Annotated in this window: 8 protein-coding genes, 1 tRNA gene and 1 pseudogene; 6 read left to right on the top strand and 4 right to left on the bottom strand. The window is 67.5% G+C overall.

All coding sequences use genetic code 11. The features are described from left to right. Positions 1 to 111 (top strand): annotated as a pseudogene (locus VGC77_RS01340) (IS5/IS1182 family transposase); the annotation flags it as partial. Between the two features lie 180 nt (positions 112 to 291). Here VGC77_RS01340 and VGC77_RS01335 read toward each other — a convergent pair. After that, positions 292 to 1,224 (bottom strand): DUF2155 domain-containing protein, encoded by a 933-nt coding sequence (locus VGC77_RS01335; RefSeq protein ID WP_331169776.1) that lies wholly within the window; start codon positions 1,222 to 1,224, stop codon positions 292 to 294. A 180-nt stretch (positions 1,225 to 1,404) separates the two neighbouring features. On the opposite strand from VGC77_RS01335, the gene VGC77_RS01330 reads away from it, so the two are divergent. Beyond that, positions 1,405 to 2,046, top strand: coding sequence for a hypothetical protein (locus VGC77_RS01330; RefSeq protein WP_331169775.1), 642 nt, complete (start codon positions 1,405 to 1,407; stop codon positions 2,044 to 2,046). Positions 2,047 to 2,064: 18 nt separating this feature from the next. Here VGC77_RS01330 and VGC77_RS01325 read toward each other — a convergent pair whose 3' ends face one another. Further along, positions 2,065 to 4,536: an ATP-binding protein gene (locus VGC77_RS01325; protein WP_331169774.1), complete on the bottom strand. Its 2,472-nt coding sequence runs from the start codon at positions 4,534 to 4,536 to the stop codon at positions 2,065 to 2,067. Between the two features lie 230 nt (positions 4,537 to 4,766). On the opposite strand from VGC77_RS01325, the gene VGC77_RS01320 reads away from it, so the two are divergent. After that, the gene (locus VGC77_RS01320; protein ID WP_331169773.1) at positions 4,767 to 5,480 is read left to right on the top strand and encodes a DJ-1/PfpI family protein; all 714 of its coding nucleotides are present in this window, start codon (positions 4,767 to 4,769) and stop codon (positions 5,478 to 5,480) included. On the opposite strand, the gene VGC77_RS01315 is transcribed toward VGC77_RS01320, so the two are convergent. Next, positions 5,471 to 5,881, bottom strand: coding sequence for an NADH:ubiquinone oxidoreductase subunit NDUFA12 (locus VGC77_RS01315; RefSeq protein WP_331169772.1), 411 nt, complete (start codon positions 5,879 to 5,881; stop codon positions 5,471 to 5,473). The two genes, VGC77_RS01320 and VGC77_RS01315, sit on opposite strands and share 10 nt — an antisense overlap. Before the next feature lie 228 nt (positions 5,882 to 6,109). Between VGC77_RS01315 and VGC77_RS01310 the strand changes: the two genes are divergently transcribed. After that, positions 6,110 to 6,652 carry a BA14K family protein gene (locus VGC77_RS01310; protein WP_331169771.1) on the top strand — a complete coding sequence of 181 codons (543 nt, stop codon included), beginning with the start codon at positions 6,110 to 6,112 and terminating at the stop codon, positions 6,650 to 6,652. A gap of 261 nt (positions 6,653 to 6,913) precedes the next feature. Next, complete coding sequence (locus VGC77_RS01305) at positions 6,914 to 9,112, top strand: lytic transglycosylase domain-containing protein (RefSeq protein WP_331169770.1); 2,199 nt, start codon at positions 6,914 to 6,916, stop codon at positions 9,110 to 9,112. A gap of 230 nt (positions 9,113 to 9,342) precedes the next feature. Here the strand turns inward: VGC77_RS01305 and VGC77_RS01300 are convergent, their stop codons facing one another. Then, on the bottom strand, positions 9,343 to 10,893 hold the full coding sequence (locus VGC77_RS01300) for a porin (protein WP_331169769.1): 1,551 nt from the start codon (positions 10,891 to 10,893) through the stop codon (positions 9,343 to 9,345). Between the two features lie 644 nt (positions 10,894 to 11,537). On the opposite strand from VGC77_RS01300, the gene VGC77_RS01295 reads away from it, so the two are divergent. Further along, positions 11,538 to 11,631, top strand: a tRNA-Ser gene (locus VGC77_RS01295). Positions 11,632 to 11,779 lie beyond the last annotated feature (148 nt).

Below are 11,779 nucleotides of genomic sequence, written 5' to 3'. Positions count from 1 at the left end.
GGACGCAACCGCCGTCTGTCCAAGGACTTCGAGGCCAGCATCGCCAGCGCCGAGGCCTGGCTCTTCCTCGCGAGCATCCGACTGCTCTCACGCCGCCTCGCAAGAGCTTGAAATCATGACAATCATTTTGAGTCAGACTCTGAGGAGCCCGGCGCAGCGCGCAGCCGGGCGTCTCGAAGGATGGGCCGCGGGCGGGCCGGCCCTCATGGCTTGCAGCCGCATCCTTCGAGGCTCGCCGCTCCGCGGCGTCGCACCTCAGGATGACGGCGCCAAACCCGAAGCGCGCTTCCCCTATTGCCGGTACGGCGGCAGCGGGTTGTAGGGAAATACCTGCGGCGGTGGCAGCGGACGCGGCTGTTTCGGCGCCGCGCGTTTTTGCGCCGGCTGCGCGGCGACCGGCTTGGCGTCGGGCTGCGCCGCGACCACGGTGGTCTCCGGGGCTTTGCAGTCGGTCAGCCAGATATCGTAGATCGGATGCTCGACGCCGTGCAGGCCGGGGCTGGCGGCGAACATCCAGCCCGAAAAGATCCGTTTCACCTCGCCCTGCAGCGTGATCTCGTCGACCTCGACGAAGGCGTCGGTGTTGGCGGCCTCGGTGGCCGGCCTTGTGTAGCAGGCGTCGGTTTTCACCCGCAGCGCACCGAACTGCACCGTCTCGCCGATATCGGCGTCGAAATTGATGATCCGGCCGGTGATCTTGTCGAGCCCGGAGAAGCTCGCCTTCTTGTTGACGATCTTCTGCGCCGGCGGCTCGCTGACCACCTCGTCGCCGGGCTGCAGCGTCGCCGGCGACGGCGGCGCGCTTTTCAGCGGCTGACGTTGCCCGGGCGGCTGATTCGGCAATGGATTGGCGGCCGGCGGCGCCGCGGCGACGCCCGATGACGGCGGCTGCACCGGCGGTACCGCGGCGGTCGCCGGCGGGTTTTGCGGGATCACGGTGGTGCCGGGCGGCGGCGGCAATGGCTGCGACTGCACCGGCCCGGGCGGCGGCGCGGCCTGCCCCGGCAGCGGCCGGTTCGGAGTCGGCAGCAGCCGGCCCTGCTGCGGCAGGTCGGGCACCTCTTCCTCGTCGTCGTAAGGGCCGCCGCGCGGCACATTGCCGGGCGGCCGCGGCGGCGGATCGGAAAAGATGTTGCCGATCTGCGCCTGCGCCGGCGGCGCCACCGCGATCAACGGGGCGACCAACAACGCTGCAAGACCAGCCATGCCAAAGGTTCGAAACATATCGCGCGGCTCTAATCGACGAATCGGGCTCGCGACATTGTACAGCCAGGGACGTGTACGGATGGGCCGCTCGCGGGGCATTCGGTTAACACGGCGAATACGGCGGGGAAAGGGCGAGCCGGCGCACGGAACGAAAGCCGGCGCTCGGGGTTGTCCGGGGTCTGTGGACGAGGCCCCGCCATGCCCGCGTTGTTTGCCTACCTGGTCACGCTCGCCCTGCTGATCGGCGGCGGTGCCAGCGGGCTGTATGTGCTGAGCCATCCGGACGTCAGCACCGCCCAGGCTCGTTCCAGCTCCGCTGCAAAAAAGACCGCCGAGCCGCGCGGCGCGCAGCTCGCCCGCGCCGCCGCGGCGCCCGCTCCGACTGACGTCGCAACCGCCGCGCCCGGCGATTCGGCCGCTTCGGCTGCGGCCTCCATGACCAACGCGCCCTCCCCGCAGATCGCCGAGGATAGCGCCGCCGCATTCCCCGCACCGAACGACACCGCGATCGCCGCACGGCCTGATGCAGCAGCGCCGCAGACCGTGGCGAGCGTGGCCGCCGACAGCAAAGCCGCCGACAGCAAAGCCGATGATGTACAGGCGGCGCTCCCGGCTCCGGCACCGAGCGCGCAGAACGCCGCGCAGGGCAACGCCAAGCCGGCCAAGACCGCAGCATCGCGCCGCAAGGCAAAGCTCGCCCGCGAGCCCGGCCGGCCGGTGCTGATGACCTTGCGAGTGATCGAATATGCCGACGGCCACCGCGAGGAACAGCTGATCCCGCTGACCCGGTCGCGCCGCGCGGTCAGCCGTGCCGACGACTGGGCCGATCCGTTCGATTAGCGTTGCGGATCGTGCCGCTCACGCCTCCAGCACTTCGCGGATCTTTTCAGCGAGCTGGTCGACGGTGAATGGCTTGCTGATCAGTTGCACACCGGGATCGACCACGCCGTTATGCACCACGGCGTTGCGGGTGTAGCCGGTGGTGTACAGCACCTTCAGATCCGGCCGCCGCCGGCAGGCTTCGTCGGCGAGCTGGCGGCCGTTGAGGTCCGGCATAATGATGTCGGTGAACAGCAGCACGATCTCCGGATGGGCGTCGAGCAGCGCCAGCGCGGCGTGGGCGCCGTCGGCCTCGAACACCCGATAGCCCAGCGTGCCCAGCGCATCGACGCTGAACTGCCGCATCGCCGGCTCGTCCTCGACCACCAGGATCAGGTCGCCGAACGACCCCGCCTCGTTCACCGCCGCAAGCGCCCGGGCCGGCAGATCGTCGGTGACGTTGAACATCCGCGGCAGGTAGATCTTCACCGTGGTGCCCTGGCGGGGCTCGGAATAGATCTTCACATGGCCGCTGGACTGCTTGATGAAGCCGTAAACCTGGCTGAGGCCGAGCCCGGTGCCCTTGCCGACCTCCTTGGTGGTGAAGAACGGATCGAACGCCCGCGCGATCACCTCCGGCGTCATGCCGAAGCCGGTGTCGGTCATCGCGATCATCACATATTGGCCGGCGACGACGCCGAAATTGACCTGCGCATAGGCCTCGTCGAGATGCGCATTCTGGGTCTCGATGGTCAGCCGGCCGCCGCCATCCATGGCGTCGCGGGCGTTCACCGCGAGATTGAGCAGCGCGCTGATCAATTGGTTGGGATCGGCATGCACCCGCCACAAGCCGCCGGCGAGCACGGTTTCCAGCCGCACATTGCCGCCGATCGAATGCCGCAGCAGCTCCGAGGTTTCCGCGACCAGCCGGTTGGCGTCGAGGGTTTCCGGCTTCAACGGTTGCTGCCGCGAGAACGCCAACAGCCGATGGGTCAGCGCCGCCGATCGCTTAGCGCCATCCATCGCGGCGTCGATATAGCGGCGCACCGCGGGGCTGGGATCGTTGATCTTGCGATCCAACAACTCAAGCGAGCCGATAACAACCGCCAGCATATTGTTGAAATCATGAGCGATGCCCCCGGTCAGCTGACCGACTGCCTCCATCTTCTGGGATTGCCGCAACTGTTCTTCGGTGGCCAGCAACGCCGCGGCCTGCGCCTTCTCCGCGGTGATGTCGCGGCCATAGGCATAGATCAGCCGGCCCTCGAGGCTGGTGTTCCAGGAAATCCACACCACCTCGCCGTGCTTGCTGAGGTAGCGCAGTTCGAACGCCGTCAGGTCGATCGCCTGATTGACGGCGTCGAGGCCATCCAGCGCCGCCGCCAGATCGTCGGGGTGGATGAACTGCCGGAAGCTGCGGCCGACCGCCTCGTCCGCGGTGTAACCCAGGATCCGCGTCCAGGACGGGCTGACCGATTGGAAGATGCCCTCGGGGTCCACCACGACCAGCAGATCGCGCGAATTGACCCAGATCCGGTCGGCGCGGCGACGCTCCGATGTCAACGCCTCGACGTTGGACAAGGCGCCGGCGATCTGTCCGGCCAACAATTGCGCGAAGCCGACGATGTCCGGATCGTGCGGGCGATACGGATTGAGGCCGAGCACCAGCGCGCCGAACGGCTCCTCCGCGCCCTGGGTGATCGGCAGCACCAGCGCATCGACCGGCGGCCGATCCCAGGCGCCGCAGGGCAGCGCCAGGCCCAACCCGATCAACGGAACCCGCCGCGCGCTGGCGCCGCCCTCGAACCCCCGCAGCGGCCATTCGACCGCAATCAACGGCGCGGCGTCGTAGCTGCACGGATGTCCGTGCCAGCCGCCGGCGTGGTCGCGCAGATAGATCAGACCGAACGGAAAATCCTTGCCATTGAGCGTCAGCGCCGCCCGAACTTCGTTCACCACCTGGTCGGCGGTGCGGGTGCTGAGCGGACCGTCGGCCAAAGCCCGCAAGGTATTCAGCCGGCGCTCGCTGATCACCCGCTCGGTCTCCTCGGTGACCACGCACATCAGCCCTTCGGTGACGCCGCCGTCGCCGCACAGCGGGCTGTAGGAGAAGGTGTGGTAGGTCTCTTCCGGGTAGCCGTGGCGTTCCAGCAGCAACAGCAGCGCCTTGTCCCAGGTGGCGACGCCGTCGACCATGACCGAGCGGATCCGGTCGGAGAGCGAGTCGAACACCTCGCGCCAGACCTCGCGCATCGGCCGGCCGAGCGCCGCCGGGTGTTTGGTGCCGAGCGTCGGCTTGTAGGCGTCGTTGTAGAAGAACGCCAGATCGGGGCCCCAGCCGAGCCACATCTCGAACCGCGATGTCAGCATCGTGCGCAACGGGATCTTCAGCCCCTGCGGCCAGTTCTCCGGCGGCCCCAACGGCGTCGCGGCCCAGTCGGCGGTCCGCATCAACTGGCTGAGTTCACTGTTGCCGGGAAAAATCTCTTCGAGAGCCTGGGGTGACGTCAAACGGCGTTTCCATCCATCGTCGGCATAAGTCTTGGTTGGTGCCGGTATAGCAGAGCGTTGCCGCGCCGCCCAGCCGGCAGCGGCTTACTTACACGGCCCGGCATGGCGGCGCGACGCCCACCGTTTCCGCGGCTGGACTTGCAGCGACGGTAAGGCCGCCTTGCTGTGGTCATACCCGCGTTCCAACACTGGCCCACAGACCGTTCAGCTGCCGCCAAGGAGATCCGCCGATGTCAGCCGCCCCGTTGCAGATTGGTCTGTTGCTGTTTCCGAACCTGACGCAGCTCGACCTCACCGGCCCGCTGCAGGTGTTAACCCGGATACCCGGCGCCACCGTGCATCTCGTTGCCAAACGCCTTGAGCCGGTGCCGAGCGACACCGTTTTGCGGCTGCTGCCGACCATCAGTTGCGCCGACTGCCCACAACTCGACGTGATCTGCGTTCCCGGCGGCGCCGGCGCCGATGATCTGCTGGGCGATGAAGAGACGCTGACGTTCTTGCGCCGTCAGGCCAAAGGCGCGCGCTTCGTCACCTCGGTCTGCACCGGCGCGCTGGTGCTCGGCGCGGCCGGGTTGCTGCGCGGCTACCGAGCCACCACGCATTGGTCGGCGATCCAGCATCTTTCGGCGTTCGGCGCGATTCCGACGCCGGGGCGGGTGTGCATCGACCGCAACCGGATCACCGGCGGCGGCGTCACCGCGGGTATCGATTTTGCGCTGACGCTGGCGGCGCTGTTGACCGATCAGACCACCGCGGAGGCGATCCAGCTGGCGTTGGAATACAACCCGGCGCCGCCGTTCGACGCCGGCTCGCCGGAGCGGGCGCCGGCTGCGGTTGTGGCGTTGCTCGAGCAGCGCATGGTCGCCGCACGGCAACGCCGCGGCGACGCGGTCAGCCGGGCCGCGGCCCGGCTCACCGCGCAGCCGAGCCCGGCTCAGGCCTGAGGGGTCCAGGGCTGATAATCGCCGGTGGCCTTGGGACGGCGGCCGCTGGCCAGCGTCGACCCCGACGGCCGATAGGCGCCGGCGCTGCCGGTCAGGTTGGGCTGATGCGGCTTCTGCCATTCGCGCGGCGCGTAGCTTTCGGCGGTGGGCGGCACGTCGACGGTGTGATGCAACCAGCCATGCCAGGCCGCAGGCACCGTGGTCGGATCGGCATAGCCATTGTAAAGCACCCAGCGCCGCTCGAAGCCGAGCGAAGGATCGATCGCGCCGTTCTTGGTGCGGAAATAACGGTTGCCGCCCTCATCGCTGCCGACCAATTCACCGAACCGCCAGGTCCAGAGCTGCGTGCCGAACGTGTAGCCCGACCACCACGTAAAAAACCGAAGCAGAAACAGTTTCATAGCGCGCTTCCGTGTGACCACCCGACATCCTGATGCCAGCTGTTGGCAGCGATGTCCAGTGCGCGCGCAGTCTGCGCCGCGGCGCGCGGCAGCGCAAACCCGCAGCGTCCGGGCCGCGCGCCATTCATGCCGGGTACATTTTCCAGGGTGCAGATTGCTCAGCCGCGAAACGCCAGGAACGTCCGGCCCCGACAAGGGTTGAACGATCCCGTTATTGAGGAGCCGACAATGATCAGTATGAAAGTTTTGAGTTGTGCCGCGTTTGCCGGGTTGTTGGCACTGGCGACGCCGATTGGTGCGGCCAGCGATGCTTACGCGCAAGCCCCGGTTCGTGGCGGTGGCGGCGGCGGCGGACCGGGTTTCGGCGGAGGTGGCGGGGGTGGCCCGCGCATCGGTGGTGGCGGTGGCGGCGGACCGCGATTTGGCGGCGGTGGCGGTGGCGGACCGCGATTTGGCGGCGGTGGTGGCGGCGGCCCGCGGTTTAGCGGCGGCGGTGGCCCCCGCTTTGGCGGCGGCTACCGTGGTCATCGCGGCTATGGCGGCGGCGGCTTCTATCCCGGCTTGGCGGCCGGAGCCCTGATCGGCGGCGCGCTGGCTGCGCCGTACTACTACGGCGCCGATCCTTATTACTACGACGACGAGCCCGCGGTTGAAGTGGTGCCGGATGTCGGCGGTGACGGCGTGGCCTATTGCGCGCAGCGCTACCGCTCCTACGACCCAGCCTCGGGAACCTATCTTGGCTATGACGGCTTGCGGCACCCCTGCCCGTAGGCCTTTTGCACGCTGATTAGTAAGAGCGGCGTGCCACTTGCGCCGCTCTTTTCGCTTTTCGCTGCAAGCTTGGTGGCGCAGGTTTCTGTCGCACCATGCGAACCGCCCGGAGGGTGCGACGCTACGGCAGGGCACAAAAACCTTCGGTTCAACAATTTGGGCGTATTCTGATTCGATAACACAACCGGCGAATCGATTTCAGGACCGCTCCGATTGCATGATCTTGCCTCACGCACGGCCGGGCAGCCGGCCACCTTGTCATTGACGTTGCGAAGCTCGAGCGCGGCGCTGGCGTTGCTGATCGGGCTCGGCGCACCGCTCGACGGGTTCGCCGCCACGGTTCCGCTGCCGAAGCCGCGGCCGATCGCCCGCTCCGTGGTGCCGAAAACTGCGCCCGCGGCGACGGCCGCGCCGATCCGCGGCTCGCTGTCGGTCGCCACCTCGCCGGCCCGCGCACTGGAACCGGCGACCCGCCAGCATGCCGCACTGCCGCCGGCCAAGCCGGAGCGCAAGCCGATCGCGCCGGCCGCGATGGCGGCGTCGTCGAGCACCCCGCAGGCCGATGTCGAGGCGGTCGAGAACGTCATCGAACTGATCCGCAACCACAAGCCGGCCGAGGCCACCGAGCTGTCGGCGAGCATCTCTGATTCTGTCGCGCGAAAACTCGCCGAATGGCTGATCCTGCGCAGCGACGACAACGGCGCCACCGTGGAGCGCTACCGCGCCTTCCTCGCCGCCAATCCGAGCTGGCCGTCGCAGAGCTTCCTGCGCCGCCGCGCCGAGGCGGCGCTGTGGGACGACCATCGCGACGACGCCACCGTGCTCGGCTATTTCCAGAACGAGACGCCGCTGTCGGCGAAAGGCCGGCTGTCGCTGGCGCGCGCGCTATTGGCGCGCGGCGACCGCCGCGAGGCCGAACGACTGGTGCGCGAGGCCTGGCGCGGCGATTCGATGAGCGCGGACACCGAGGCCGCGGCGCTCGACCAGTTCGGCGCGCTGCTCAGCGGCGGCGACCACAAGGCGCGGATGGACTATCTGCTCTATGGCAGCGAAACCGACGCCGCGTTGCGCGCCGCCAAGCGGCTCGGCGCCGGGCAATTCGCGCTGGCCAAGGCCCGGCTCGGCGTCAGCCGCAAGGCGCCGAACAGCAAGGCGCTGCTCGACGCGGTGCCGAGCGAGCTGCACGACGACCCCGGCTACATGTTCGCCAGGATCCAGCATCTGCGCCGCGAGGAGCGCTTCGCCGAGGCGGCGCAACTGATGCTGGCGGCGCCGCGCGACCCCGGCCGGCTGTACAATCTCGACGAATGGTGGATCGAGCGACGGCTGTTGTCGCGCAAGATGCTCGACGTCGGCGAGCACCGCACCGCCTATCTGATCGCCCGCGACGCCGCCTTGCCGTCGCGCGACATCTACAAGACCGAGCAGGAATTCACCGCGGGCTGGATCGCGCTGCGGTTTCTCAAGGACCCGGCGACGGCGTCGCAGCACTTCGCCCGGATCGGCGTCGGTAGCGTCAACCCGACCGCGCTGGCGCGCGCCGGCTACTGGCAGGGCCGCGCCGCGGAGGCCGCCGGCCGCGGCCAGGAGGCACGCGCCGCCTATGCCGCGGCCGCCGAACAATCCACCAGCTATTACGGCCAATTGGCGCGCGCCAAGCTCGGCATGCCGCAGATCGAGCTGAACGGCGCACCGGCCAGCCGCACCCGCGGCGTCGAACGGCTGGAAATCGTCCGCGCGGTGCAACTGCTCTATGCGCTCGACGAGCGCGAGATCGCGATCCCGATCTTTGGCGACGTCGGCGAGAATGGCGATCCCGACGCGCTGGTCGGGCTCGCCGAAGTGGCGTCGCGCAACGCCGACGCCCGCGGCATGCTGCTGCTCGGCAAAGCGGCGCTCAATCGCGGCCTGCCGTTCGAGCACTACGCCTATCCGGTCAACGGCATTCCGCCGTTCAAATCGATCGGCCCCGACGTCGACCGCGCCATCGTCTATGCAATCGCAAGGCAGGAAAGCGCGTTCAACCCCGCCGTGGTGTCGCCGGCCAACGCCTACGGCCTGATGCAGGTGACGCCGGACGCCGGCAAATATGTCTGCAAGAAATACGGCGCCGGTTTCGATCTCGCCAGGCTGAAATCCGATCCGGTCTATAACGCTGCACTCGGCGCCGCCGAACTCGGCGGGCTTATCGACGACTACCGCGGCTCCTACATCATGACCTTTGCGGCCTACAATGCCGGGCGCGGCAGCGTGCGGAAATGGATCGAGCGCTACGGCGATCCGCGCGATCCGCAGGTCGACGCGGTCGACTGGGTCGAGCAGATCCCGTTCTCCGAGACCCGCAACTATGTGCAGCGGATCATGGAGAACCTGCAGGTCTACCGCGCCCGGTTCGGCGGCGGCTCGCGGTTGCAGATCGAGGCCGACCTGCATCGCGGCGCCAGCGGCAGCGTCGAATAGTTTTTTTACACGCGACGCCGTCGGCCAGCGGCGGCACGTCGGGCGGCGCTGCCATCGACTCATCGCATCGCGCCGCAAACGGCGGGGCCAATCCGCGTCGCCGCGACCGCCAACCGCTGCGACTTGCTCGCCGTTTGCGGCGCGCAGCAGACAGCGCGCAACGAAAAACCCCCGGCGGTGTCCCGCCGGGGGTCGAACTCAACCGCGATCCGTCGTTGCCGAGGATCGGATCAGAAGTTGCGCTGAACGCGGAGGTTGCCGCTCCAGGTGTCCTGGTCCCTGAACTCGTAGCGCTGGCCGGCCGGCTTGGTGCCGGATGCGGGAAGCGTCGCGACGCCGGAGAAGTTCTGATCGATATTGACGTAGAGCAATTCGCCCGACAGCGTCAGGTTCTTGACTGGAGTCCAGCGGGTGACGATGCCGACCTGCGCGATGTTGAAGTCGGGGTTGCAGCTATAACCGGAGCCGGCGACCGGGGTGTAACCCGCGACATTCAACAGACCGCCGACGCCCGCGGCGCCGCAGATCAGCGCGGTCGCGGTGCCGTTGTAGTTGATCGCGGTGTATGAGCCGAACAGCGACGACGACCAGTACGGGCTCCAGTTGTGGTTGAAGGCGCCGCGCAGCGCCCAGCCGGTGGTGGTCTGGATGCCGGTGCCGTTGGTGCCGTTGGTTCCCGCGAACACGCCGTCCGACGCCGCGGCGAAGGCGATGCTCTGGAACACGCCCGGAATCCCGCTGCCGCCGTAGATCGCGTAGCTGTTGGCGGACACGCCGCCGATCAGGTAACGGCTGGCACCGTCGGCATAGCCGGCGCTCAAGTTGATACTGTCGCCGGGGCCGGTCGGGACGTTCTTGATCGACAGCGCGGCCTGCACCGCATAGCCCCATTTGTCGGCCGGATGCCCGGAGGTTTCATCCGCCGGATTGTAGTAGCTGGCGCGGATCTGGTGCCCCGCCGCCGACAATTGGAACAGGCCCCAGGCCTGGTCGACGCGCAACTGACCGACGATGTCGGGGATCTGGGTGCCGGCGTAGGAGTTGGTGCCGTACAGCGTCGCCGCGCCGAAGGTGCCGCCGGCAAAGCCGGTTCCGGTCGCCGAGGTGCCGGCGGTGGCGCCGGTGGTGTTGTAGATCGCCGACTGCAGATAGGCGTAGGGATCTTCCAACGAGATCGCCGCCGACACGCCGTTGCCGAATTGCGCGGTGTAGGAAATCTGGTTGATGCCGGTGACGTCGTCATAACCGCCGAGCAAATAGGAGGTGTTGTTGCCGGGATAGCCGGACCACGGCGCGTCGAACTGCGACACCGCCTTACCGAAGGTGAAGCCGGCGAACTGCACGAAGGCGTAGTACACGCCGAGGCCGCCGGTCGGATCGGCGCCGGCGACCTGGCCGGTGCCGGTGGTCCAGTTGAACACCGCCTCGAAATAGGTGCGGACCACGCCGTATTCGGTCGCGGTGCGGGTGTCGAGGGTGAGGTCCTGACGGGAGCGGAAGACGAAGTCGTTCTTCAGGCGGTTGCCCTGGCCGGCGTTGCCGTCCCAGGACGGACGGTCGAAGCCGCCGGAGGCATTGAGCGAGAGGTCGGCGCGGACGAAGCCGCCGAGCTTGATGCAGGTGTCGGTGCCGGGGATGTAATAGAAGCCCGCGCCGTACAGCGAGCAGACCCTCACATATTCGACCGCTTTGGCCTTCAACGGAAGGTCGGCGGCCTGGGCTGCACTCATCGAGACCAGGGCCGCCGCCGAGCCGAGAACAAGGCTCCTTACCATCTTCATGTAAACCTCCAAGTTTGCTTCTTTTGGGGAAGGTTCCTGATCCGCTGGTGCAACACGCACCCGAAGGTTGGTTCCTGATCCCATGACACCCGCCCAGCCATTCGCGCCTTCGGACACACCCGCTCAACGCGAGGGACTAAAGCGAACCACCTAACGGGACGACCTCGGGATGCCCCCCTCCGTCGCAGCTACGACAATTGCTCAACACAGACCTGCGCGCAATAATGGAACGGGTCAAAACAGGACAGTCGCGATTGTTTTCAACTATGTGTTGCTCAAATAACACGCAGATCGCCTGCTATCTAGTCAGTAGATTATTGGATTTATTGGGGTTTTTATACGCGCCGCGGGCCTGTGGAACGCGGCGTGGTTTGCCGGTGACGCGCCCGAACGTCGCAGCCGCCTTTGCGAGCGCGACGAATCGGCCACATTGAGGCCGCTTTGGCGGGAGTTCTTTTGTCGCCAGCGGGCGGGGAAGTTGCACGGAAGGACCACGCTGGCTGCATGGGCGCTCAGGTCGCGCAGGCGCCGACCAGCGATTTCAGCGGAAAACAGCGTGTTGGCGGCACGCCTGCGGCGAATGAGTCAAAATGCGCAATTGCCGGCTTGCGGCCCGCCGCCGCGTCAGGCATATCGGGCCGCACGGAGATGTGGCCGAGTGGCTGAAGGCGGCGGTTTGCTAAACCGTTATAGGGTTGTAAAGCCCTATCGAGGGTTCGAATCCCTCCGTCTCCGCCAGTGACCCGGATCGTGTCCCAGGGAGTGGTGTAGCTGACGGCGGGTCACCGCGACTGCCGGGTTGGTCCGGGCCTGTCAGCTGGCGAAAGCCGGGAGGCTGACGGCGGGATCATCGCCGATCGGGGCGATGGTTTCCAGCGTCATGTAG

The organism is Rhodopseudomonas sp., assembly GCF_036404135.1.
GTDB lineage: Bacteria > Pseudomonadota > Alphaproteobacteria > Rhizobiales > Xanthobacteraceae > Rhodopseudomonas_A.
The sequence above is the reverse complement of the archived record's forward strand: the minus strand, read 5'-3'. Positions and strand labels throughout refer to the sequence as shown.

Coding starts and splice junctions, on each gene's coding strand:
- VGC77_RS01335 (WP_331169776.1), bottom strand. CDS start 1,224: ATGTTTCGAACCTTTGGCATGGCTGGTCTTGCAGCGTTGTTGGTCGCC.
- VGC77_RS01330 (WP_331169775.1), top strand. CDS start 1,405: ATGCCCGCGTTGTTTGCCTACCTGGTCACGCTCGCCCTGCTGATCGGC.
- VGC77_RS01320 (WP_331169773.1), top strand. CDS start 4,767: ATGTCAGCCGCCCCGTTGCAGATTGGTCTGTTGCTGTTTCCGAACCTG.
- VGC77_RS01315 (WP_331169772.1), bottom strand. CDS start 5,881: ATGAAACTGTTTCTGCTTCGGTTTTTTACGTGGTGGTCGGGCTACACG.
- VGC77_RS01310 (WP_331169771.1), top strand. CDS start 6,110: ATGATCAGTATGAAAGTTTTGAGTTGTGCCGCGTTTGCCGGGTTGTTG.
- VGC77_RS01300 (WP_331169769.1), bottom strand. CDS start 10,893: ATGAAGATGGTAAGGAGCCTTGTTCTCGGCTCGGCGGCGGCCCTGGTC.